Below are 23224 nucleotides of genomic sequence, written 5' to 3'. Positions count from 1 at the left end.
CGCGCGGCGGCTCGCTGTCAGCGTCTTTCAACGTCTTCTGGGCTCTCAGTCAGTATCCTATGGCGGACCTCATCTGGCGGTTTGCAACCATAGGTCGTGTGGTCTTTGCGCACGCTTATCTTTATAATACCGTGGATTTTTTGGGGTAGTCCGAGCATGCCTCGGACTTGACTGGTAACGTACTGACGCCAATAAGAATTCGAATCCATTCGAACCCCTTTTCTTCGTATATCCGATCCATCAACTGGGCGAGACTATGATCGAAGTCAAGAAAGGCCTGGATCTCCCCATCATGGGGGCGCCCGAGTCGCGTATCGACGATGCGCGGCCTGTGCGCCACGTGGCAATCCTGGGTACCGACTACGTTGGCATGAAGCCGACCATGGAGGTCCAGGAAGGGGACAAGGTGAAACTGGGCCAGCTGCTCTTCACCGACAAGAAAAACGAGGGCGTGCGCTTCACGGCACCGGGTGCCGGGGAAGTCATTGCCATCAACCGCGGCGAGAAGCGTAAGCTGCTCTCCGTTGTCATCAAGGTCGACGAGACCGAGGAGGCGCTGTCATTCACCGCTCATGGTCGCGACAAGCTCGATAGCCTGGAGCGCCAGGCTGTGGTCGACCAGCTGGTCGAGTCGGGGATGTGGACCGCTCTGCGGACCCGCCCCTACTCGCGCAGCCCGGCCATCGACAGCGTGCCGTCCGATATCTTCGTCACCGCCGTCGATACCCACCCGCTGTGTCCTGACCCTGCCGGGATCATCAACGAACAGCCGGAAGCATTCGAAGACGGTCTCAAGGTGCTGGCGCGCCTGACCGAGGGCAAGGTCTACCTCTGTACCGCCCCCGGGGCACAGATCCCCGGGGCCGATGTCTCCGGCGTGCAGGTCGAGACCTTCTCCGGGCCGCATCCTGCCGGGCTGGTAGGGACCCACATCCATTTCCTGTCGCCCGTCGCCCTGCACAAGCGCGTATGGCACATCGGCTATCAGGATGTGATCGCCTTCGGCAAGCTGTTCGCCGAGGGCAAGCTCGACGTGAGCCGCGTCGTCGCCGTGGGCGGCCCCCGGGCCGAGAACCCGCGGTTGCTGCGGACCCGTATTGGGGCGAGTACCCAAGAGCTGCTGGCCGGTGAAGTCATCGAACCCGATGAGACGCGGGTGATTTCCGGTTCGGTATTCTCCGGCTTTTCCTGTGAAGGGGCGCTACGCTACCTGGGTCGCTTCCACAACCAGTTCAGCATGCTGGAAGAGGGTAACAAGCGACAGTTCATGGGATGGCTGTCGCCGGGTACCAACCGGCACTCGGTCATGGGCATCTATCTGTCGAAGTTTATGGGGCTGCGCAACTACGCTCCCACCACTTCGACGAATGGCTCCGAGCGCGCCATGGTGCCGGTCGGCATGTACGAGGAACTGATGCCACTGGATATCATGCCCACCCAGCTGCTGCGCTCCTTGATCGTCGGCGACATCGAGGTGGCCATGCAGCTCGGATGCCTGGAGCTGGATGAAGAGGACCTGGCGCTGTGCACCTATGCGTGCCCCGGCAAGTACGAATACGGTCCCATCCTGCGTGACAACCTCACCTTGATCGAGAAAGAGGCCTGATGATGGGTATCCGACAGACACTCGACAATCTCGAACCGCACTTCCACAAGGGTGGCAAGTACGAGAAGATGTATCCGCTGTTTGAAGCGGTCGACACCATCTTCTATGCGCCGCCAAGCGTGGCCAAGACCACCGCCCACGTGCGAGACGGGGTCGACCTCAAGCGCATCATGATCACGGTCTGGGCCTGCACCTTCCCGGCGATGCTCTTCGGCATGTGGAATGCCGGCTGGCAGTCCAACATGGCGATTGCCGAAGACTACGCTTCCATGGCGGGCTGGCGCGAGGCCATCATGCTGACGCTGACCGCCGGCCACGATCCGGGCAGCTTCTGGTCCAATATCGTGCTCGGAGCGACCTACTTCCTGCCGATCTATCTCGTGACCTTCGTGGTCGGGGGGTTCTGGGAGGTGGTCTTCGCCGTCAAGCGTGGCCACGAGGTCAACGAAGGCTTCTTCGTCTCCTCGGTGCTCTACGCGCTGATCCTGCCGGTGGACATCCCGCTGTGGCAGGTTGCCCTGGGTATCACCTTCGGTATCGTGATCGGCAAGGAAATCTTTGGCGGTACCGGCAAGAACTTCCTCAACCCGGCACTGACCGGCCGTGCCTTCCTCTACTTCGCCTACCCGGCGCAGATCTCGGGTGACGCGGTCTGGGTAGCAGCCGACGGCTACACCGGGGCGACGGCCCTTTCCCTGGCCTTTCAGGAGGGCATGGCCGCACTGACCAGCGAATTTACCTGGTGGGACGCCTTCCTCGGCTTCATGCCCGGTTCGATCGGTGAGACCTCCACGCTGGCGATCCTGCTGGGTGCTGCCGTGCTGCTATGGACCAAGATCGCTTCGTGGCGAATCATGCTCGGGGTGTTCCTCGGCATGGTGGCGACCAGCGCGCTGTTCAACCTGATCGGTTCCGACACCAACCCGATGTTTGCCATGCCCTGGTATTGGCACCTGGTGGTCGGTGGCTTCGCCTTCGGCATGGTCTTCATGGCCACCGACCCGGTGTCCGCCTCCATGACCAACCAGGGAAGGCTGATCTTCGGCGCACTCATCGGTGTCATGACCGTGTTGATCCGTGTGGTCAATCCGGCGTTTCCCGAGGGCATCATGTTGGCGATCCTGTTTGCCAACCTGTTCGCGCCGTTGATCGATCACTTCTTTGTTCAGGCCAACATCAAGCGCCGCCTGCAGCGCACCGGTGTTCCGGCCGAGGAGACTGCCTGATGGCACAGAGCAATAACTCCATCAAGAAGATCTTGGGGGTGGCGTTCGCACTCTGCATCGTGTGTTCGGTCATCGTCTCCACCGCCGCGGTGGCACTACGACCCATGCAGCAGCTCAACGTGGAACTCGACCGCAAGACCAATATCCTGCGCGTCGCCAACCTCTATGAGCGTGGCATCGACGTGGAGGCCACCTTCGCCGAGATCAACCCGCGGGTAGTCGACATGCGTACCGGCGAGTACACCGACCAGTTCGATCCGGAGACCTTCGATCACTTCAAGGCGTCGCGGGATCCGGCCACCGGCCGTACCCTCTCCGGGGAGCGCGACATCGCCGGCCTGTCCCGCGTCGAGAACTTTGCCACCGTCTATCTGGTCGGTGATCCCGACGATCCCGAACAGATCATCGTGCCGATCCGTGGCCAGGGTCTGTGGGGTCTGATGCGGGGCTACATGTCCATCGAGGGCGACGGCAACACCATTGTCGGCATTACCTACTACGAGCACAGTGAGACACCGGGGCTTGGCGCCGAGGTCAACAATCCGCGCTGGCAGGCTCAGTGGGAGGGCAAGGAAATCTATGCCGACGAAGAGAGTGTACAGCCGGCCATTCGCGTGGCGCGTGGCAGCGGCACCGGTGAGCATCAGGTCGATGGCCTGGCTGGTGCCACCCTGACGGCCAACGGCGTCACCAATATGGTGCAGTTCTGGCTGAGCCCGGAAGGTTTCGGTGAGTACCTGGCGAAGTTCCGCAGTGGTATCGATCCGGAAGACGCTCAGGAAGCCGATGTCGAATTCGAAGCGGAAGGAGCCTGATCATGGCTGAAGCCAGTCCCAAAAGCATCCTTACGACGCCTTTGACGAAGAACAACCCCATCGCCCTGCAGGTGCTCGGTATCTGCTCCGCACTGGCGGTAACGACCAGCATGAGCGTGTCGCTGGTCATGACCCTGGCGGTGATTTTCGTCTGTGCCTTCTCTAACCTGTTCGTGTCGCTGATCCGCCATCATATTCCCTCGGCGATCCGTATCATCGTGCAGATGACCATCATCGCCTCGCTGGTCATAGTGGTCGACCAGGTGCTCAAGGCGTTTGCTTACGAGATGTCCAAGCAGCTCTCGGTGTTTGTGGGGTTGATCATCACCAACTGCATCATCATGGGCCGTGCCGAAGGCTTCGCCATGCAGAACAGCCCGAAGCTCTCTTTCCTGGACGGCATCGGCAACGGCCTCGGCTATGGTCTGGTGCTGATGTTCGTCGGCTTCGTGCGTGAGCTGTTCGGTTCCGGCAGCGTGTTCGGCTTCACCGTTCTGCAGCCGGTACAGGATGGCGGCTGGTACGTGCCCAACGGCCTGCTGCTGCTGCCGCCCTCGGCGTTCTTCATCATCGGCCTGCTGATCTGGATCATTCGCGAGACGCATCCCGAGCAGGTCGAGGAGAACGAGTTCAAGATGAAGCACAACACCGAGCCGAAGGAGGCTGTGTAACATGGATCACTATATTAGCCTGTTCGTCGCCTCTGTCTTCGTCGAGAACCTGGCCCTGGCGTTCTTCCTGGGCATGTGTACCTTCCTGGCGGTTTCCAAGAAGGTCTCTGCGGCGTTTGGTCTGGGTGTCGCGGTCATCGTGGTGCTGACCATCTCCGTGCCGGTCAATAACATCATCTACAATGGCCTGCTGGCGGAAGGGGCGCTGACCTGGACCGGGATCAGCGGCACCGAAAACGTCGATCTGTCGTTCCTGGGTCTGCTCTCCTATATCGGCGTCATCGCTGCCCTGGTGCAGATCCTCGAGATGTTCCTCGACAAGTACGTGCCGGTGCTCTACAACGCCCTGGGCGTCTTCCTGCCGTTGATCACCGTAAACTGCGCCATCCTCGGTGGCGTGCTGTTCATGGTTGAGCGTAACTACAACTTCGGCGAGTCCGTGGTCTACGGCTTCGGTTCCGGAGTCGGCTGGGCGTTGGCGATCACCGCGCTTGCCGGCCTGCGCGAGAAGCTCAAGTACAGCGACGTGCCTGCTGGCCTGCAGGGCCTGGGCATCACCTTCATCACCGTGGGTCTGATGTCGCTGGGCTTCATGTCCTTCTCGGGCATTCAGCTCTGAGCCAGGGCTTGTTTCCGGCGGTGCAAGGCACCGCCAGGAATCCGGTTACTCACAGCAAATAGGAAACCGACATGGTTGCAACAAATGTCATCTTGCTCGGTGTGTTCATGTTCACCTTGATCGTCATCGGTCTGACCCTGGTGATCCTGGCGGCTCGCAGCAAGCTCGTCAGCAGCGGGGACGTGACCATCGAGGTCAACGGCGATCCCGAACACACCTTGACCACCCAAGCGGGTGGAAAACTGTTGAATACTCTGGCTGCCAACGGCATTTTCCTGTCGTCCGCCTGCGGCGGCGGCGGTTCCTGCGCCCAGTGCAAGTGTCGTGTAGAGGAGGGTGGCGGCGCCATCCTGCCCACCGAAGAGTCCCACTTCACCATGCGTGAGAAGAAGGAGGGCTGGCGTCTCTCCTGTCAGGTGCCGGTGAAGCAGGACATGAAGGTGGAGGTTCCCGAGGAGGTCTTCGGCGTCAAGAAGTGGGAGTGCGAGGTCATCTCCAATCCCAACGTCGCCACCTTCATCAAGGAACTCAACCTCAAGCTGCCCGAAGGCGAGAACGTGGATTTTCGTGCCGGCGGCTACGTTCAGCTGGTGGCGCCGCCCTACAACATCAAGTTTTCCGATTTCGATATCGAGGAGGATTACCGTGGCGACTGGGAGAAGTTTGACCTGTTCAAGCTCTCCCACAAAAACGACGAGGAGGTCATCCGCGCCTACTCCATGGCGAACTATCCCGAAGAAGTGGGGATGCTCAAGTTCAACATCCGTATCGCCACACCGCCGCCCAATACCAATCATCCGCCCGGACTGATGTCGACCTATGTCTTCAGCCTGAAGCCGGGTGACAAGGTCACGGTGATGGGGCCCTTCGGTGAGTTCTTCGCCAAGGACACCGACGCGGAAATGATCTTCATCGGCGGTGGTGCCGGCATGGCACCCATGCGTAGCCACATCTTCGACCAGCTCAAGCGTCTGAAAACAGACCGCAAGATCTCGTTCTGGTACGGCGCGCGCTCATGGCGTGAAACGTTCTACAACGAAGAGTACGACCAGCTGGCCGAGGAGTTCCCCAACTTCAATTGGCACCTGGCGCTCTCCGATGCGTTGCCCGAGGACAACTGGGAAGGCCCCACCGGCTTCATTCACAACGTCCTCTACGAGAACTACCTCAAGGACCATCCGGCGCCCGAGGACTGCGAGTACTACATGTGCGGGCCGCCCATGATGAATGCCTCTGTGATCAAGCTGCTGCTTGATCTGGGGGTGGAGCCCGAGAACATCCTGCTGGACGACTTTGGCGGATGATATCACTCGCCTCACGGCGACTTGCAGGGCTGGCCCAAGGTGGGCCAGCCCTGTTCATGTTCCTGCTGGTGATGCTGCCCATGGCACTGTTAAGCGCCTGTCGCAGCCAGCTTCAGGAACAGCTTTACCAGGGTACTGCCCTGGGTACGGGTTACCATATCACCCTGTATGCCGATCTCGATGCTGATGATAGCGAACGTATATCGATCGGCATACAAGGTGAACTGGCACAACTCCAGCAGCAGCGAGCAGCCCTCCTGGGTACGCTGGTCGCCGCTTTTTCCGTCACCCCGCGGATACTGACAGCGCCCCCTGCCTCGCTTGGCGACGAACTGGAGCGTCTCATGCACGCACTTGCCGTCGATCGCCTCACGGAATGGCTGGTCGAAGGTCAGATAGAACACATGATGGTCGAGGTTGGTGGTGTGATTCGCACCCGTGGCCTGCCGCCCGGTGACGCCTGGTGGTTATCCCTGGAGCATGCGGGGCTTCCCGAACAGGGCGTCGGACGTCGTATCAGCCTGACCGATGCGGCACTGGTGCACCGGCTGGTCAGGCCGAGTCCCGTGGCAATACCCGCCCTGCCCAGGACTCTTGGTATCAGTGTGGTGGCGGCCACCGCCAGCGAGGCGTCGCGCCAGGCGCTGTTGCTGATAGCGGCTGACAGACAGGGTATTGCGCCAAGCCAGGCCCTGGATATGGATAGTGCCGCCCGAATTGTTGTCAAGACACCACAAGGCATCGAAATACTGTATACCACGGCGATGGAGCTGTGGATCGAGTCCTAATGGAGGAGCGCTACATGAACATCTTTTTTCTCGTTCTAGGCTTCATGCTACTCGTCATGGCCGCCATGGCGATTGGCGTAATCATGGGGCGCAAGCCCATCGCCGGCTCCTGCGGGGGCCTCAACAATCTGGGCCTCAAGGAGGGTTGCGATATCTGCGGTGGCAAGGATGAGGTTTGCGAGGAGGAGAACCGCAAGCGCAATACGAGCCAGCGGCGGCGTAGTGACGAGAGTCGGGGTGCCGACCTGGGATACGACGCAACTCGGCGCTGATAGCCATCCTCAACCAACGATCAAGGGAAAAGGAGAAGCGAGAGCCCATGGCTGTTCATAACTATGATGTTGTGGTGATCGGGACTGGCCCCGCCGGGGAGAGTGCGGCGATCAATGCCGCCAAGCATGGCAAGCGGGTTGCGGTTGTGGAGAAGCAACCGGCGGTAGGCGGCAACTGTACGCACTGGGGTACGATTCCCTCCAAGGCGTTGCGCCACCAGGTCAAGCAGATCATGGCCTTTAATACCAATCGCATGTTTCGCGATATCGGTGAGCCACGCTGGTTCTCCTTTCCCCGCGTGATGGAGCGCTCGCGTGTCACCATCGACCAGCAGGTCGAGATGCGCACCCGCTTCTATGCCCGCAATCGTATCGACCTGTACAGCGGTGTGGCACGCTTCAAGGATGAGCATACGGTACTGATTCGTGATCGCCAGGAAGCCCTGGAAGAGCTTGTCGCCCAGAAGGTGATTGTCGCCACTGGCTCACGCCCCTACCGGCCGGCGGATATCAATTTCCGTCACCCGCGAATCTACGATTCCGACACCATCCTGAGCCTGTCGCATACCCCGCGCACGCTGATCATTTTTGGCGCTGGTGTCATCGGCTGTGAATATGCCTCGATCTTCTCCGGTCTGGGCGTCAAGGTTGACCTGATCAATAACCGTGACAGCCTGCTCTCTTTCCTCGACGACGAAATCTCCGATGCGCTCTCCTACCATCTGCGCAAGCATGGTGTTCTGATACGCCATAACGAGGAGCACGAGCGTGTAGAAGGCGATGAGTCGGGCGTCGAGGTGCACCTCAAGTCGGGCAAGCGGTTGCGCGCCGACGCTTTCCTCTGGGCCAACGGTCGTACCGGCAATACCGATGAGTTGGGGCTCGAGAATATAGGTCTGGAGGCCAATGGCCGCGGACAGTTGCAGGTTGACGACCATTACCGCACCGTGATCCCGCACATCTACGCCGCCGGCGACGTGATTGGTTGGCCAAGCCTTGCTAGTGCCGCCTACGATCAGGGCCTCAACGCCTGTGACGAACTGCTCGACCGTGACTACCGTTACGTCAGCGAAGTGCCCACGGGGATCTACACCATTCCCGAGATCAGTTCTTTCGGCCGTACCGAGCGTGAACTGACCGAGGACAAAGTGCCCTATGAAGTGGCGCAGGCCTTCTTCAAGGATACTGCCCGTGCCCAGATCACCGGTGATACCGTGGGAATGCTCAAGATCCTCTTTCACCAGGACACCCTGGAGATCTATGGCATCCACTGCTTCGGCGACCAGGCCTCGGAAATCGTTCATATCGGCCAGGCAATCATGCAGCAGAAGGGCGAAGCCAATACGTTGAAGTATTTCGTCAACACCACCTTCAATTACCCGACCATGGCCGAGGCCTATCGGGTGGCGGCACAGAATGGGTTGAATCGGGTCTTCTGACACTTCTCTCCCTAGGTGACATGACCAACCGATGGGGCCTAATGGCGGCGTCGACGTGTTCGGCCCGTGCATCAGTGAAAAGCGTCTACACTCATGTCAATGCGCTGCGAGTGCAGCGCCACCTAGCGGAGTGTATTCGGCCATGACTCACTGTGACTTACCGGCGAATGCTTTGAATCCCCCGTATGGGCAGGAACGCCGCGGACGTGAATCCTGCGGTAGTGCGAAATACCATTATCTAAGTTACGGCCTGAGCTTGGTGTCGGAGCTGGAGCTACCGGAACTGACACCGGCTCAAACCTGCGTCGAACCTGATATCGAGATTCTCACACCAGGCCAGCTCGGCCCGCTCGAGGAAGAGTCGGAGACGTGGCCTTGCCTGGAACTTAGCGGCGAGCGCTGCCAGATTCTTGTGCAGGGGATCGGGCGCTATCGCATCGAGCAGGGGCGTCGCATCATGGTGGACCGGCGGGTGCCAAGAGATCCGGGACATCAGGTAGCCACGGGTGACGTACGCCTCTATCTTCTCGGGGCTGCACTGGGGATTTTACTGCACCAGCGCCAGTGCCTTCCTTTACATGTTAGTGCCGTGCATACCCCGGCGGGGGTCTGGGCCTTCACTGGCGAATCGGGGGCGGGTAAGTCCACCATGGCAGCGTGGCTTCACAAGCAACATGGTTGGCCCTTGGTGAGTGACGACGTTGCAGTAATCGAACCGGATGCGTCGGAGCCGGTGCTGCATCCCGGGCCGCCTCGCCTCAAGCTGTGGCAGGATGCCCTGGCGGCCATGGCCATCGACACGAGCGGGCTGATGCGTGACCTGACGCGAGCCGACAAGTATCACCTTAATGCGCAAGCTGGTTTTCGAGCTGAACCTAAGCCGCTCAAGGTGCTGGTGGAACTTGAGCGCGCCGAGCCAGACGAGGCTCCCAGCCTGGTACCATTGAGTGGGGTTGAGGCCTTTCGGGTCCTGCTGCGGGCGCTCTATCGTGCAGAACTCGGCCAGTTGTTCAATCCACCGGCACGACTGCTGACGACAGTGTCGGCGTTGGCGTCTCAGATTCAGGTCTATCGCTTCCGCCGACCCTGGTCACTCGAGCGAATGGATGTGGGCCTGGGCCCTTTGATGCAGGAGATCGAAGCATCGCGCTCCGCATCCCCTGCCGTGGCGGCGGTCAACGAACGTTAATCAGGCCATCCTGTTCGAGTTGGAGAAGAAACGCCTCAACTTCCCGTTCGCAGGTGTCCCTCTCAACCTCGTAGGATGCCTGGAGGCGGTCGCAGAGTTCGCTGAACTGTATTTCCGACTCAAGCAGACCCCAGATTGTCTGTCCGATACTCTGGGTACCGTAATACATCCCGTTGCGGGCGCTGAAAAGCACCAGATCGTCATCTATCCGAGAGGCGAGGGGTTCCTGGCTGCGCACGATTCTAGACTGGGTATTCATGATGGTCACTCCTTGGTGTTGAGAGGCGGGTACTAACGATCTCAGGAGGCGCCAGCAGCGTGCCCTTCCATCGCGCCGTAACGCTGCCACAGGTGCCAGGTTCGCAGCGCCGCTTCCAGGGGGACAAATTCCTGTATGGCTCGGCCGGGGTCATTATCGGGCGCGGCCATCAGGCGCTCGTTGAGTAAGTTCATGTCGAGCCATGGGCAAGATGCAACGAAGGTACCTTGCCTGGCCTGTCTGGCCAGCAGTTGGCGGCATTCCACCAACTGATCGAGGCGCTTGCGTTCGTTGGCTTCGTCGTACTTGCCGAGGCGAGCCGGCAGCAGGTCGTGCATTGCCTGTCGATAGACCCAGCGGCTGGTGCCCTCCTGCCACAGCAGTTCGCGCGGCAGGCCCAGGGCGAATTCCAGGATTCGGCGGTCTGTTAGCGGGTAGCGATAGATCAGCCGGTGCGGCGCCGCCCAGTTCGACCAGGTGCTCATGCGAGCGGCGAGGTGGCCATTGTCGAGCAATGCATGCTGAATTCGTCGCGGATCGGCGTAGACCCGCCAGATGGCGCCGTGGCCGGCTTCGACGGAAGAGTATTGCGACAAAAAGGATGAACTCGCGGCCTGGGGGAGCTTCTTGGTATTCAGAAAGGGAGAGAAGCGGGCGTAGATCGAATCCGGCATTAGCGGTAGGCACCCCTCCTGCCACAGAAACCGGCTCCAGCGCCGCCAGCGGCGCAGCCCGCCGGCCTGTCGTCGTGTCATATCAAAAAGGGCTGTCCACCGGCCGCTTCGCAACAGGTAGGCGGCCACTCCGCGCGTCGTGAAGGTAACCGCTTCATCTCCCCCCCAGCCGGATAGCATCACTCGCGTGCCGCGGCTGGCTGCAGCCGCCATGACCGGCAACTCCTCGAACAGGTCGCATTGGCCTTCCACCGCCAGATCCCGTGAACAGTACTCCGCGTAGTCCGAGCCATCGGCGATACCATGGTGGCAGGTGATCTCTTCGCGATGACACACCTCGAGAATGGTACGCCGCTCATCCCACTGGCTATCGCTCAAGGGGTAGCGGGCATCGATCGGCGGCGCCCAGGTGTAGCTCATGTCCAGAGCGCGACCTTGCCTCCTGAGCAGGCGGTTGGCCAGGATCGTCACCCCGGTGGAGTCAAGGCCGCCGCTGATGTGCGTACCCACGGGATGATCGGTTCTCAGGCGATCATTCACTGCACACTCAAGCAGTTCGCGACAACGCTCGGCATAATCTTCCCGCCGAGTAAAGCGCACGTCAGGCACATTGCGTGGATCCCACCAGCGTTGGACGTTCAGGCCGTCGGGAGTGGCTATTAGGCTATGCCCCGGCGCCAATGGGCTGATGCCCGTGAAGAAGCTTGTTTCCACCGGGTTGAGTGGCCAGATGAGATAGTTGGCGATCCGTGACTCATCCAGTGCAAAGGGTTCGTCTGACAGGGCCTGCAGGCCTCGGACATCGCTGGCAAACGACAGGCATTGGCCGCGCTGGGCGTAGAAAAAGGGGCGTGCACCCACCGGGTCGCGAGCGGCGAAGAGGCATTGAGCATGCCCATCCCAGAGGGCGAAAGCGAAATCACCGCGCAAGCGAGTGACGCACTCCGTTCCCCAGCGGCGGTAGGCGCCGAGTAGCAGTTCACTGTCGGGAAGCGAAGGTCGCTGATGTGCAGGAATGTTCAGCATCTCACACAGCTCGTCGCGATTGTCGAGGATGGCGTCTGCTACCAGCGCGAGCCAGCCACTCCGCAAGGGTTGGGCTTCGTAGCGGGACTCGGGGGTTACCACAAGATGCCGATAACCGAGGCCGAGGTGGCCTTCGACCCAGATGTCGCTACCTTCCGGCCCGTAATCGGCCAGTGCGCTACAGGCCTGGGCGAGGGCATGGGGCGACACGGAGGTACCGCAGAGATTAAGGCGTCCGGCGATAGCGCTCATGACGTCTTGTCTCGTACGCTCGGAGTTGGCCGGCGTAGGTAACTCGATATGGCAGCAAAGCGACTATCATGCTTGCCCATCACCAGTTCGCCGTCGACTCTCAGCCAGGCGTGGGCCTTGATGATCAGCTTGCCGACCTCGTTTCGTTTGGTGAGAGTGCCGAGGACCAGGCTGCTCGATATACCTCTCCGGGTCAGCATACGCTGTGCTGCCATGGCAAGCATAAGACAGGTAAAGCGGTTTCCCATGGCTCGGTTCACGGCCGCGACGGCCCAGCAGATCTCGCGTACCGCCCACGAGTCCGAGTGCAGAGATTCGATATCGATTTCACCGGGGGCAGGCTCCCCAAGCAACGAGCACCAGTACCGAAACGGCAAGCCCCTCACAAACATCCAGGAAAGTAAGAGCCATCTGGCCGCTTCCAGTACAAGGCGTCGTCGATCAGGCGTGAGACGTCGAAACCGATGCATGGCTAAGATCCTCCGATCCGGCGATTTGCACTTCAGTGTGCAGCCTTGCCTTGGCATTTGATTCAATATGGTTGCTTTCCGGTGGCGCTGCTAACATGAAATTACATTAGTAGAGTTCTGGCAGCCTGCCAGGTTCGATTAACGGGGTCATTCTCAATCATGGAAGAACGCTACATGTCCCTGGCCCAACGGCATATGTCTCTGACGCTGGAACTCAAACTGCTACTGCTGCTCTCTCGCCTCGAGCTATCCGAGAGCCAGGCACAGCAAGTGCGCGACCTGATCGAACGGATTCCGGACTGGGCGCTTCTTGCCGATGAAGCGCGGCGGCGTTTTATCCTGCCCCTGGCCCACCGCCATCTGCGATCCCTCGCGACGCAAGGAGAGGTACCTGAAGCGCAGTGGGAAGTGATGCGGCGGGGGAGTCTAGATGTGATTCGGCACAATTTGTTGATTGCTGCCGAACAGCGCCGGCTGGTGGAGCACTTCTTGAATCCGAGCAGTGTTCCGCACCTGTTCTTCAAGGGGCCGAGTCTCGCGGGTCGCTATTACGATGACCCGGCTGTGCGTTTCTGCCGGGACATCGATTTGCTGGTACCTGCTGAGCATGTCTTCGATCTGCTCGATGCCATGCTGGCCGAGGGCTATGTATCCTGGATGCCAAAGGGGCTGAGCCGTGAGCGAGCCGGGCTCGCTTTCGCCTGCCGAACCCACCAAGTTATCTCGCTCATCAGCCCGCTGGGAATTCCGGTGGAAGTGCATCGTCAGATCGATAGATCGGGAAACTTCTATAACACATGGCAACTCATCGATGGGAAGGAGGTGTTTCGTCTGGATGGTATGGATCTTGCCGTAATGCCGATCGCTGAACTGTTTGTCTATCTCTGCCTGCACCATTGCCGTCACCATTGGTCACACCTTCACTGGCTGGTGGATCTTGATGCGTTGCAGCGACACCCTGATTTCGATCTGGCTGCCGTGGAGCAGTGCGCCGAAAGGCGCGGGCTGAGCGCTACCTTGGCAGCCTGCCTGGAGCTGCATCGTGCCTTGAAGTCGCCCGAGCCGTGGCAGGATGAGCTATCCGCCAATGGGCACGACCTGGTCAGGGATAGCCTGCTGGCACTGCAGGGTGGGCGTGATACCGAATTCGCCCTTAGCAGGACCCTAGCCTCACCCGACCTTGCCTACGGTTGGCAGGCCAGCCTGCGGCACAGGCTACGTGGCCGTCGCTTGCATAACGTGGTGAAGTTCTTTCTCCCCGATTACGCCGACTACCGACATCACCCGCTGCCGCCGCGTTGGCAGTGGATCTATCATCTGACCACTCCCTTCCAGAAGACCTATTCACGTATCACAACGGGTCGGTGGCGGCAATGAGCCATAGGGAGGCCGCGTCTCCATGATTGGTCTGACTCGCCTGTTTTCTCCGCTGCTGTCCTTGCGCCGAATCCTGCCGATTCTTTGGCTAAGCAGCCGCCGCTGGACCCTGTGGGGAAGTGGCTTGATGCTGCTTGAAGTCGGCTGCGGCCTGGCCGTGCTCTACCTGCTGAAGCAATTGGTCGATGTGGTCACCCAGAGGTTGGGGCCCGCCGCAATGGAGGGGTCGGCAACCATCGTGCTGGGCTATGTGGCGTTGACAGGGATAGTCAGCCTTGCGTACTTGACGGCCAGGTCCCTGTCTGCCCTGGCGAGGGAAGCCCAGGGGCTGTACGTAGCCGAACACATTGATCGGGAAATACATGCCGCCGCAGTGAGGGTGGATCTCGCGTTTTATGAGAGTCCTCGCTATCACGACACGCTGGAGCGGGCGCGTGCGGCGGGCAACCAGCGGCCTGTACAGGTGATTAGCAACCTGATGATGCTTGCCAAGAACATTCTGTTGCTTGCTGCCGTCAGCGGGTTGATCGTCACCCTGAGCCCCTTGCTGCTGCCCCTGCTTCTGGTCGCCATCCTGCCGGCATTGGTGGCGCGACTTCGCTTCAATCGCGAGCTGTTTGTATGGCAGCGAAAGCGGACCCAGATGGAGCGACGTTCGGGATATCTCGACTGGCTGATGACGTCCGAAATCAATGCCAAGGAACTGCGTCTCAACCAGCTCGGCGATTTCTTCCGGCATCAATATGCCCGTCTCCGTGCTGAACTGCGTCGCGAGCGTCTTGCCATTACTGCCCGCAGAACCCGTATCGAGCTGCTGGTAAGCTGGATGGCAACCCTGGCATTCTTCAGTGCCATGGGCTTGCTGGCCTGGCGCACGTCGGAGGGTTACAACAGTGTCGGCGACCTAGTGCTGTTTCTGCTTATTTTCCAGCGAGTGCAGGCCATGGGCCAGGAACTCGTTCAGCAGTTGGCAAAGCTGTATGAGGATCACCTCTACCTGGGGCTGCTGTTCGATTTTCTGGATCTGGAGCCCGTGCTGTTGGACCCGGTCTCGCCCAGGGTACTACCAGAACCCTTGCAAGAGGGAGTTCGCTTCGAAAGGGTGAGCTTTCACTATCCTGGCTGCGAGGGCGAGGTGCTGAGCGACGTGAGCCTGGCAATACGACCTGGTCAGGTGGTCGCCTTGGTAGGAGCTAATGGTTCTGGCAAGACATCATTGATCAAGCTCCTGTGTCGGCTTTACGATCCGTCACGAGGTCGCATCACCTTGGATGGCGTGGATATTCGCGAGTTTGGCTTGGACGATTACCGCTGTTTATTCAGTGTGATTTTCCAGGATTATTCCCATTATGCCGCGACGGCACGCGACAACATTCGCTATGGGGATATCCACGAGCCCGAAGGTTCGCCTCGTGTCGAGGAGGCGGCTTCGCTATCTGGGGCTGCCCCCTTGATTGAGGCGTTGCCCGCAGGCTACGACACGCCTTTGACGCGCATATTCGATGAAGGCCAGGAGCTAAGCATTGGACAGTGGCAGAAGGTCGCCCTGGCTCGTGCATTCATGCGTCGTTCCAGCATCATCATACTCGATGAACCAACCAGTGCTTTGGACCCTGGCGCCGAGTTCACGCTGTTCGAGAATTTTCGTGAGCGAATCGAACATCGAGCTGCATTGATTATCAGCCATCGACTCTCCACGGTACGCATGGCGGATGTTATCTATGTCATGGAGGACGGGAAAATCAGTGAGGTGGGCGATCATGACGCCCTAATGTTCCAACGAGGCCATTACTGGCGCTTATTCAGTCAGCAGGCTCACTATTATCGGGAAACGAATGACGAGGGTTGCGGCCCAGAAGAAAAGCGGGAAAACGAACACCTCCAATAAAAAACTCCCGGCGAGATTTATCGATCCGCCGAGAGATTTCGTTTAATTGCTTTTATTGTACTTGAAGTATTACAGCAGATGGCTAGGAAGTACTGTAACTCAGCTCATGCCGTACTTGGGATCGCCCGCGGCATTAGGGTTGCCGGAACGGACCTCAGATGGGTTGGGCTTCATGCCGCCGAGAGTTTCTTCGATGCTCATACGGGTCAGTTCGGGGGTGACCCAACCACGTTTCTGTTCATTACTGTTATCCATGAAGTAGCTCTCCTTTCGAGTTACCTCCTGTTACTTCGGGAGGCATCTTCACTCTAGTCAGAGCCATTTTCATGGGCAATAGCAAGCCGTTATGGTTTATCTAAGCTCGTCTTGCGGCTAAGCGTGGGCTTCTTACCTGATGAACATCAGCCTTGTGGTGAAGAGTCGTCATGCCCTAAATGGGCATAGCAGGGGGGAGAAGCGGGAGTGGCATCTTCCGTATCTTCCTGTTGCAAAGCCTCTATAAGGGCCAGTTGCAGTAGTGGCAGATGGGAATTATCGAGGTGCCGGGCGGCCGAGAGCAGTGTCAAGCGTCCGCGCCGGGCATGGCGCATCAACGGTATGAGGCAATCCGGGTCATCACGCAGTTCGCCGCGATATCGTGCAGCGAAGACGGCCTCGCTGATCTCGCCCTGATGATACTGGCGCCTGAGCAGCGTGGAGGGAGACGCGTCCCGATACCACTCCGTCAGGGCAAGGCTCTCCCGGCGCTTGCCGCGAGGCCACAGGCGATCAACCAGCACCCGCGCCCCATCCTCCCTCTCGGCAGGGCTATAAATACGCTTGAGGACAATCTCGTAGCTCATTCTTCAATGCCTTTTCAATGCCTTTTCAATGCATCTAGGGCCTGTGCCTGCCACTGCCCGGGTAGCTCCGCCGCTCTCTTTAATGCCTGCTCGGCTTCCTCGTGGTTGCCTCGGTTCTGCAGCGACAGCCCCAGGTTCAGCCAGGCCACGGCGAGCTCACCATCATGCCGCACGGCCTCGCGGAAGGCCTCGATGGCGCCTTCCCGATCGCCAAGCACATGGCGTGCATTGCCCAGGGCGAAGTGGCCCATGGCCGTTGTCGGAAAGTGAACGGCAAAGGTTTCCCAGGCGGGTAGCGTGGCCTGGGGACCCTGAACCTGCTCGTAGGAAGCGATCGCATCGAGTGCTCGGTATGCGCCGATCGCCTCGGGCATTTGCCCCGGTGGCAGAGCGACGAAAGCCCAGCGGTCGCTACGAGCCCAGGTGGCGTCGAAGCGTCGGAAGGACTCGATGCGCTCTGCCTCCTCGCCACTATGCAGGATCATCTCTTCGGCCTCTCGATCGTAGCCGATGGCCACTGCGTAATGCCACATTGGCCAGGCCGGAAGTGATAGATTCTGCATCACCGCCACGGGGTGACCTGCCGCGATCTCGGTGAGTAGGGCATCGAAAGTATCGTTCAATACGAAGGGGATGAGGCCATGACGACGGGTGGTCGCCAACATTTCCGGCTGAACACTGCCTTCCCGTTCCGGGATGAAGACCTGTGGTATCAGGGTGTCCACCGCCACCTCGACATCTTGGCTGTTGAGCATCATGGCCAGCGAAGCCGGACCGCACTGGTACTCTCGCTGGGCATGGAAGGGCACGCCTTCGATCATGGCCCGCATCGGCAAAGATGCTTCCGTGCTACCGGCCAGTTGAGGCGTCGTAGCACATCCGGCCAGCATCATCGAGATGGCCGACAGCAGAACGCCCGCAAAGCGGGCGTTCAGAAGCGGCCGAAATCGGCGGGTTGTCATTAGGCCTCCTGTGTCAACGCGTAAAGGGGAAGACGTTGGTCAGGCCGAGGATATCGGTGACCAGCAACACGACAAAGACGAACAGCAGTGCCCCCACGACACTGGCGCCAGCGGGCAGCTGCTCGAGTTGCTCGGCCATCTGCCGGGCTTCTTCATTGGAGAGCGCCGCCACGCGGGCTTCCACTTCAGCGAGGTCCACGCCCTGGGCGATGAGCTGTTCCTGAACGTCGGCGCGGGACAGGATCTCGTTGATTCGCTCGCGATCGGCGTCGGGACGTTCGGCGCTCAAGGCTGCCTGGGTGGAAACCAGCTCATTGGTAGGCACGGGCGCAGCCGCTACGGAGACACTTCCCAGCAGCAGGGCGAGGATCAGCAGCGGACTGAGGAAACGGTAGAGTTTGTTCATCGCGATCTTCCTTCTTTTTTGGCTTGGACTTCCGGCTCTTGAATGATCCATGTCGCCATCCCGGCGAGCTGGTGCGTCTTGCACTCCAACGATGTCTTCTCAGTATAAGCAGGAATGGCGTGATATTTCATGCTGTTGCGCCTTTTCATTTCAAGTCGCGAAGGTAAAGGGGGTATGGGAGCGTTGAAAGAGGCTGACGATTGGCCACCCGTGGCTTAAGAACCTAGCCAATCCGGTAGGAAATCGGCAACTCAGCCAGTACACCACGGCCGCCGGCCAGGGTCAGTGCAAGGTCATGCAGGCCGTCCCACAGTGGCAGCGGGCTGGCGCCCTTGATCGCCAGGTCCAGGCGCTGAGCCAGGAGCAGTAGCTTGTGTAGTCGTTTCATCGGCAGGCGAGCGATGGCTTGCTGGTAGGCCGGTCGACGCTTGTCGAAGATGGCGGGTTTCTGTGCCTTGCAGGCATGCTCGAAGCTCTGGCCCTGGTCCAGGTGCTGATGGAGTGAGAGCAGGGTGCGCAGCTCACGCGTCAGCGCCCAGAGCACGATCGGCGACTCGACGCCTTCCCCCCGCAGTCCACGCAGGATTCGTGACACCCGCTCGCGCTCTCCCTTCAGACAGGCATCCATCAGGGTGAAGACATCATAGCGGGCGCTGTTTTCAACGCCACCGGCGATCTCGGTCGGGCCGACACGAGTCCCTCTGGGCAGCAGCAGGGAGAGCTTCTGCAGCTCCTGATCGGCAGCCAGAAGATTACCCTCTGTGCGCTCACCCAGCATACGCGCGGCATCGAGGTCGAGTGTCAACTGGTGACGCTCGGCTCGGTCGCGCAACCAGTAGCCGAGACGAGAGGGGTCGACCGGCCATACCGGCACGAACAGACCGACCTTGTCGAGCGCCTGGAACCAGGCACTCTTCTGTTGGCGATAGTCAAGCTTGCCCATGGAAACCAGCAGCACGTCATCATTGCCCTGGAGATCTCCGGCGTACTCCTTCAGTGCCTTGGCACCCTCCTGACCCAGGCTGCTGGAGCCCAATCTCAGTTCTATCAGCTTGCTGGAGGCGAACAGCGACATGCAGGCGGCGGTTTCGCGCAGCCGGCCCCAGGCGAAGTTGGCTTCCACATGCAGAATGTCTCGCTCTTCGATACCGCGTTCACGAGCCGCACTGCGCACGGCATCGCAGGCTTCCATGTGCTGCAGCGGCTCGTCACCGGCGACGATAACCACCGGAGGCAGTTTCTTGGCCAGCGCATCGGCAAGCTTGTCGGCAAAGACCTTCATCGTCTATCCGTCATTCCAGTGAACGCAGCCGGTCCAGAAGCCGGCGGGTCGCTTCGCGACGCAGTTCCTGGCGTGCTTCCGCGCGGAGATCCTCCTGAGCCAAGAGGTTGTCATCGTTGACCGTGAAGCGGGTGACGACCTCGAGTGACTGCTGAGCCAGCCGATAGGCAGCATCGGAGCGTCGCTGAACCGAGAAGGGTACCCGAAGCGACATTTCCAGTTCACGTGGCCCCGTATCCTGAACACCAAGGGGGTGTTCGCGGAATTCCTCGGACCCCAGGTTCAAAACCAGAGGCGCCTGGGCATGGACACGGGTGCCGTTGCTCTCCAGTCTTTCCCGTACCATCCGAGCAAAATCGCTGTCGCTACCGGCGATGGCGAACTCGCCGAGGGCCAGGCCGGGCGTATCCAGGCCGCGCAGGCGATAGCCGCAGCCTGAGAGGCCGAGGCTGGCGATACCGGTCAGCAACAGCCCGAGAAAGGTGCGTCGCTGCATTGGTCTGCTCCTTTATGCAACTACGATATTGACCAGCTTGCCGGGCACCACGATCACCTTGCGGACCGCCTTGCCCTCGATGTGGCGCTGCACGTTCTCGGCGGAGAGCGCCTGGGCTTCGATTGCGGCCTTGTCGGCATCGGCCGGCGAATCGATACGTGCGCGCAGCTTGCCGTTGACCTGCACCACCAGTTCCAGGGTATCGCGCGTCAGGGCAGCTTCATCCAGCCGAGGCCAGCGAGCGTCGATGGCGGGTTCGTCGTGGCCGAGGTGGTGCCACAAGGCATGGCAGGCGTGCGGTGTGATCGGGGAAAGCAGCAGTACACTGGCCTCGATCGCCTCGCGTGCCACTGCCAGCCCCAGAGGTGAGTTGTCGTCGAATTTCGAAAGGGCATTGGTCAGCTCCATGACCGCGGCGATGGCGGTATTGAAGGTAGTACGCCGCCCGATGTCGTCGCTCGCCTTCTTGATCGTCTCGTGAGTCTTGCGCCGAAGCTCACGCTGGGCATCGTTGAGCGATGCGCTATCCAGCGTGCCCGGCTCCCCGGCCTCGAGGTGTTCGGCCTCAAGATGTTCAAAAACAATGCGCCAGAGGCGCTTGAGGAAGCGGCTTGCGCCCTCTACGCCGGAGTCGGACCACTCCAGCGACTGTTCGGGAGGGGCGGCGAACATCATGAACAGGCGCACGGTATCGGCACCGAAACGGTCGATCATCGACTGGGGATCGACCCCGTTGTTCTTCGACTTGGACATCTTCTCGATGCCGCCCATTTCCACCGGCTGGCCGTCTCCGATCAATAATGCACTGACCGGGCGGCCCTTGTCGTCGCGCTTGACCTCGACGTCGGCAGGGTTGAACCACTCCTTGCCACCGTTCGGCGTCGGGCGGTAAAACGTCTCGGCGATCACCATGCCCTGGGTAAGCAGGCGCTGAAAGGGCTCGTCGACCTTGACCAGGCCCAGGTCGCGCATCAGCTTGGTGAAGAAGCGCGCATAGAGCAGGTGCAGGATGGCGTGCTCGATGCCACCGATATAGAGGTCTACCGGCAGCCAGTGGTCGGCACGCTCATCGAGCATGGCGTCATGGTTGTCGGCACAGCAGAAGCGTGCGAAATACCAAGACGATTCCATGAAGGTATCGAAGGTATCGGTTTCACGGGTCCAGCCCTCGCCCAGGTCCGAGAATTCGGGCATTTTCTTGAGCGGCGAGCCGCTAGCATCGACGGTGACATTCATCGGCAACGACACCGGCAGTTCCTCGTCGGTGAGCGGCACGGTCTGGCCTTCGGGGCCATATTTGACCGGTATCGGCGCACCCCAGTAGCGCTGGCGGGCGACGCCCCAGTCGCGAAGGCGAAAATTGGTCTTCACCTCGCCGCGGCCGAGCGATTCGAGCCTGGCGGAGATGGCATCGAAGGCATGGGTGAAGTCGAGACCGTTGAACTCGCCGGAGTTGATCACCATGCCGTACTCTTCCCAGGCGCCCTCGGAGAGGTCCGGCGCCTGGCCGTTGTCGTCAGCGATCACCGCTTCGATTGGCAGGTCGTACTTGGTGGCAAACTCCCAGTCGCGCTGGTCATGGCCGGGCACCGCCATGACCGCGCCGGTGCCGTATTCCATCAGCACGAAGTTGGCCACGTAGACCGGAACTTCACGTCCGGAGAGCGGGTGTACCGCCACATGCCCGGTGGGCATGCCCTTCTTCTCCATGGTTGCCAGCGCCGCTTCGGAGGTGCCGCCACGGGCGCACTCCTCGCGGAAGGCGGCCAGTTCGGCATTGCCTTCGGCGGCAGTCTTGGCCAGCGGATGGCCGGCGGCCACGGCCATGTAGGTCACGCCCATCAGGGTATCGGGACGGGTGGTATAGACACTGACCGGCTCGACGCTTGCGCCGTCGGCGCGTTTGATATCAAAAGAGAGCTCCACGCCTCGCGACTTGCCGATCCAGTTGCGCTGCATGGTCTTGACCTGTTCGGGCCACTCGATCTTGTCGAGGTCGGCAAGCAGCTCCTCGGCATAGTCGGTGATCTTGAGGAACCACAGGGGTATCTCCTTGCGCTCGACCAGGGCGCCGGAGCGCCAGCCGCGCCCCTCGATGACCTGCTCGTTGGCCAGCACCGTCTGGTCCACCGGGTCCCAGTTGACCGTCGACATCTTCTTGTAGACCAGCCCTTTCTCCACCAGCTTGGTGAAGAACCACTGCTCCCAGCGGTAATAGTCGGTATCGCAGGTGGCGAACTCCCGACTCCAGTCGTAGGCGAAGCCCAGCGCCTTCAACTGATTACGCATGTAGTCGATGTTGTCGTAGGTCCACTTGGCCGGCGGCACCCGGTTCTGGATCGCCGCATTCTCGGCCGGCATGCCGAAGGCGTCCCAGCCCATGGGCTGCATGACGTTCCTGCCCTGCATGCGCTGATAGCGGGAAACCACGTCACCGATGGTGTAGTTGCGCACGTGCCCCATGTGCAGCTTGCCGCTGGGGTAGGGGAACATCGACAGGCAGTAGAACTTCTCGCGGCTGGCATCTTCCACCGCCTTGAAGCAGTGATTTTCGTCCCAGTACTGCTGGGCGTCGCGTTCGGTCTCTTGGGGCTTGTACTGTGCGTCCATCGGTTTTCGCGCTTACCTTGAATGTCGGGCACTGTGACGGGCACGGTGCGGGTCGGCAGAGTCTTGTCCGGCGTCAGGCGTTGACCGCATCGTGGCGATAAAACGTTGAACTGACGGCGAGATATCGTCTAAATGGTAACCAAGGATACCCCAGTAGGGCAGGGTCGGCCATGCCCGGCCCCGCCTGAGAGCCGCTTCGAGGAGAAGAACATGAGCGAACGCCCCGATCCCCATCGTGAACATCGCCTGCGTGAAGGCTATGAGCGCTTGCTGGCCCGGATGCAGGAGGGTGCCCGTGACCTGACCTGGGAAAACTTGCAGCATGAGCTCGACGAGGCGGTGGAGTTCGAAGCCGAGCTCGAAGAGTTCACCAAGGATGAGCTTGGTCTGCTGCGCGCCTGGGTCGAGCGTGACCTGATCGACATGCGTCGTTACCTGAATGCCGGCGGCCGCAGTGTTGCCACCTGGCTGGGGATCGACCTCGACCAGTTGTCGCGCCGTGTAGTGGAGTCTCTGCTCTCCATCGCTGACCGCAGCATCGTCGACAATGAGCGACTCAGGGATGACCTGGAAGCCGCCCGTGCCGATTATTGCGAGGGCGAGGTGGCTGCCCCGGGGCGCATGGCCTGTGTTCACTGCGACGCTATAGTAGAGCTGGAAGGCGTGACGCGCATCGAACCTTGCCATCAGTGCGGGCATCGCTATTTCTATCGCGTTTCCGAGTGATCGTGTCCTGGAGTGCGAGGGGCGC

The 23224-nt window shown here is 60.3% G+C and carries 23 protein-coding genes; 13 read left to right on the top strand and 10 right to left on the bottom strand.

Annotation, left to right across the window (positions count from 1 at the left end):
- Positions 1-256: 256 nt before the first annotated feature.
- The 10 genes from DU490_RS02195 (at position 257) to DU490_RS02150 (ending at position 9929) form a co-directional block, all read left to right on the top strand.
- Positions 257-1606, top strand: a complete 1350-nt coding sequence (locus tag DU490_RS02195) for a Na(+)-translocating NADH-quinone reductase subunit A (protein ID WP_114572709.1) — start codon at positions 257-259, stop codon at positions 1604-1606.
- A complete protein-coding gene (locus tag DU490_RS02190; protein ID WP_114572708.1) occupies positions 1606-2832 on the top strand; it encodes an NADH:ubiquinone reductase (Na(+)-transporting) subunit B in 1227 nt (408 codons plus the stop codon). The genes DU490_RS02195 and DU490_RS02190 overlap by 1 nt, the downstream gene beginning before the upstream one ends.
- Entirely contained in the window at positions 2832-3647 is an 816-nt protein-coding gene (locus DU490_RS02185) for a Na(+)-translocating NADH-quinone reductase subunit C (protein ID WP_114572707.1), read from the top strand. Before DU490_RS02190 ends, DU490_RS02185 begins: the two co-directional genes overlap by 1 nt.
- Positions 3648-3649: 2 nt before the next feature.
- Positions 3650-4318 (top strand): NADH:ubiquinone reductase (Na(+)-transporting) subunit D, encoded by a 669-nt coding sequence (locus DU490_RS02180; protein WP_114572706.1) that lies wholly within the window; start codon positions 3650-3652, stop codon positions 4316-4318.
- A 1-nt stretch (position 4319) separates the two neighbouring features.
- Complete coding sequence (nqrE, locus tag DU490_RS02175) at positions 4320-4937, top strand: NADH:ubiquinone reductase (Na(+)-transporting) subunit E (protein WP_114572705.1); 618 nt, start codon at positions 4320-4322, stop codon at positions 4935-4937.
- A gap of 71 nt (positions 4938-5008) precedes the next feature.
- Positions 5009-6241: an NADH:ubiquinone reductase (Na(+)-transporting) subunit F gene (nqrF, locus tag DU490_RS02170; RefSeq protein WP_114572704.1), complete on the top strand. Its 1233-nt coding sequence runs from the start codon at positions 5009-5011 to the stop codon at positions 6239-6241.
- Complete coding sequence (locus DU490_RS02165; RefSeq protein ID WP_114572703.1) at positions 6238-7029, top strand: FAD:protein FMN transferase; 792 nt, start codon at positions 6238-6240, stop codon at positions 7027-7029. Before nqrF ends, DU490_RS02165 begins: the two co-directional genes overlap by 4 nt.
- Before the next feature lie 14 nt (positions 7030-7043).
- Positions 7044-7301 (top strand): (Na+)-NQR maturation NqrM, encoded by a 258-nt coding sequence (nqrM, locus tag DU490_RS02160; protein WP_114572835.1) that lies wholly within the window; start codon positions 7044-7046, stop codon positions 7299-7301.
- A 47-nt stretch (positions 7302-7348) separates the two neighbouring features.
- The gene (gene sthA / locus DU490_RS02155) at positions 7349-8740 is read left to right on the top strand and encodes a Si-specific NAD(P)(+) transhydrogenase (protein ID WP_114572702.1); all 1392 of its coding nucleotides are present in this window, start codon (positions 7349-7351) and stop codon (positions 8738-8740) included.
- A gap of 172 nt (positions 8741-8912) precedes the next feature.
- Positions 8913-9929 (top strand): ATP-binding protein, encoded by a 1017-nt coding sequence (locus tag DU490_RS02150; RefSeq protein ID WP_147270437.1) that lies wholly within the window; start codon positions 8913-8915, stop codon positions 9927-9929.
- Here DU490_RS02150 and DU490_RS02145 read toward each other — a convergent pair.
- From DU490_RS02145 to DU490_RS17615, 3 genes are read right to left on the bottom strand one after another with little or no spacing between them, the layout of a single operon-like run.
- The gene (locus tag DU490_RS02145) at positions 9916-10188 is read right to left on the bottom strand and encodes a PqqD family peptide modification chaperone (protein ID WP_114572700.1); all 273 of its coding nucleotides are present in this window, start codon (positions 10186-10188) and stop codon (positions 9916-9918) included. The two genes, DU490_RS02150 and DU490_RS02145, sit on opposite strands and share 14 nt — an antisense overlap.
- Before the next feature lie 41 nt (positions 10189-10229).
- A complete protein-coding gene (locus DU490_RS02140; protein ID WP_114572699.1) occupies positions 10230-12140 on the bottom strand; it encodes an asparagine synthase-related protein in 1911 nt (636 codons plus the stop codon).
- Positions 12137-12610: a lasso peptide biosynthesis B2 protein gene (locus DU490_RS17615; protein ID WP_181869929.1), complete on the bottom strand. Its 474-nt coding sequence runs from the start codon at positions 12608-12610 to the stop codon at positions 12137-12139. Before DU490_RS17615 ends, DU490_RS02140 begins: the two co-directional genes overlap by 4 nt.
- A gap of 159 nt (positions 12611-12769) precedes the next feature.
- On the opposite strand from DU490_RS17615, the gene DU490_RS02130 reads away from it, so the two are divergent.
- Positions 12770-13987, top strand: coding sequence for a nucleotidyltransferase family protein (locus tag DU490_RS02130; protein ID WP_114572697.1), 1218 nt, complete (start codon positions 12770-12772; stop codon positions 13985-13987).
- A 22-nt stretch (positions 13988-14009) separates the two neighbouring features.
- Complete coding sequence (locus DU490_RS02125) at positions 14010-15875, top strand: ABC transporter ATP-binding protein (protein WP_114572696.1); 1866 nt, start codon at positions 14010-14012, stop codon at positions 15873-15875.
- Positions 15876-15974: 99 nt separating this feature from the next.
- Here DU490_RS02125 and DU490_RS17080 read toward each other — a convergent pair whose 3' ends face one another.
- The 7 genes from DU490_RS17080 to leuS form a co-directional block, all read right to left on the bottom strand.
- The gene (locus tag DU490_RS17080; RefSeq protein ID WP_181869928.1) at positions 15975-16130 is read right to left on the bottom strand and encodes a hypothetical protein; all 156 of its coding nucleotides are present in this window, start codon (positions 16128-16130) and stop codon (positions 15975-15977) included.
- Positions 16131-16276: 146 nt separating this feature from the next.
- Positions 16277-16717, bottom strand: a complete 441-nt coding sequence (locus DU490_RS02120) for a DUF488 domain-containing protein (RefSeq protein ID WP_114572695.1) — start codon at positions 16715-16717, stop codon at positions 16277-16279.
- Between the two features lie 14 nt (positions 16718-16731).
- Entirely contained in the window at positions 16732-17679 is a 948-nt protein-coding gene (locus DU490_RS02115; RefSeq protein ID WP_114572694.1) for a PA2778 family cysteine peptidase, read from the bottom strand.
- Positions 17680-17692: 13 nt separating this feature from the next.
- Positions 17693-18085, bottom strand: a complete 393-nt coding sequence (locus tag DU490_RS02110) for a PA2779 family protein (RefSeq protein WP_114572693.1) — start codon at positions 18083-18085, stop codon at positions 17693-17695.
- A 223-nt stretch (positions 18086-18308) separates the two neighbouring features.
- Positions 18309-19367, bottom strand: a complete 1059-nt coding sequence (holA, locus tag DU490_RS02105) for a DNA polymerase III subunit delta (protein WP_114572692.1) — start codon at positions 19365-19367, stop codon at positions 18309-18311.
- Between the two features lie 10 nt (positions 19368-19377).
- Positions 19378-19863 (bottom strand): LPS assembly lipoprotein LptE, encoded by a 486-nt coding sequence (lptE, locus tag DU490_RS02100; protein ID WP_114572691.1) that lies wholly within the window; start codon positions 19861-19863, stop codon positions 19378-19380.
- A gap of 12 nt (positions 19864-19875) precedes the next feature.
- Positions 19876-22473, bottom strand: coding sequence for a leucine--tRNA ligase (gene leuS / locus DU490_RS02095; RefSeq protein ID WP_114572690.1), 2598 nt, complete (start codon positions 22471-22473; stop codon positions 19876-19878).
- A gap of 210 nt (positions 22474-22683) precedes the next feature.
- Here leuS and DU490_RS02090 point away from each other — a divergent pair, with 210 nt between their 5' ends.
- Positions 22684-23199, top strand: a complete 516-nt coding sequence (locus DU490_RS02090) for a zinc ribbon-containing protein (protein WP_114572689.1) — start codon at positions 22684-22686, stop codon at positions 23197-23199.
- Positions 23200-23224: the final 25 nt, after the last annotated feature.

The sequence above is a fragment of the Halomonas sp. DQ26W genome (assembly GCF_003339685.1).
Taxonomy (GTDB): Bacteria; Pseudomonadota; Gammaproteobacteria; order Pseudomonadales; family Halomonadaceae; genus Halomonas.
Note: the sequence above shows the minus strand (reverse complement) of the source record. Positions and strands in the feature narration are given on the sequence as shown.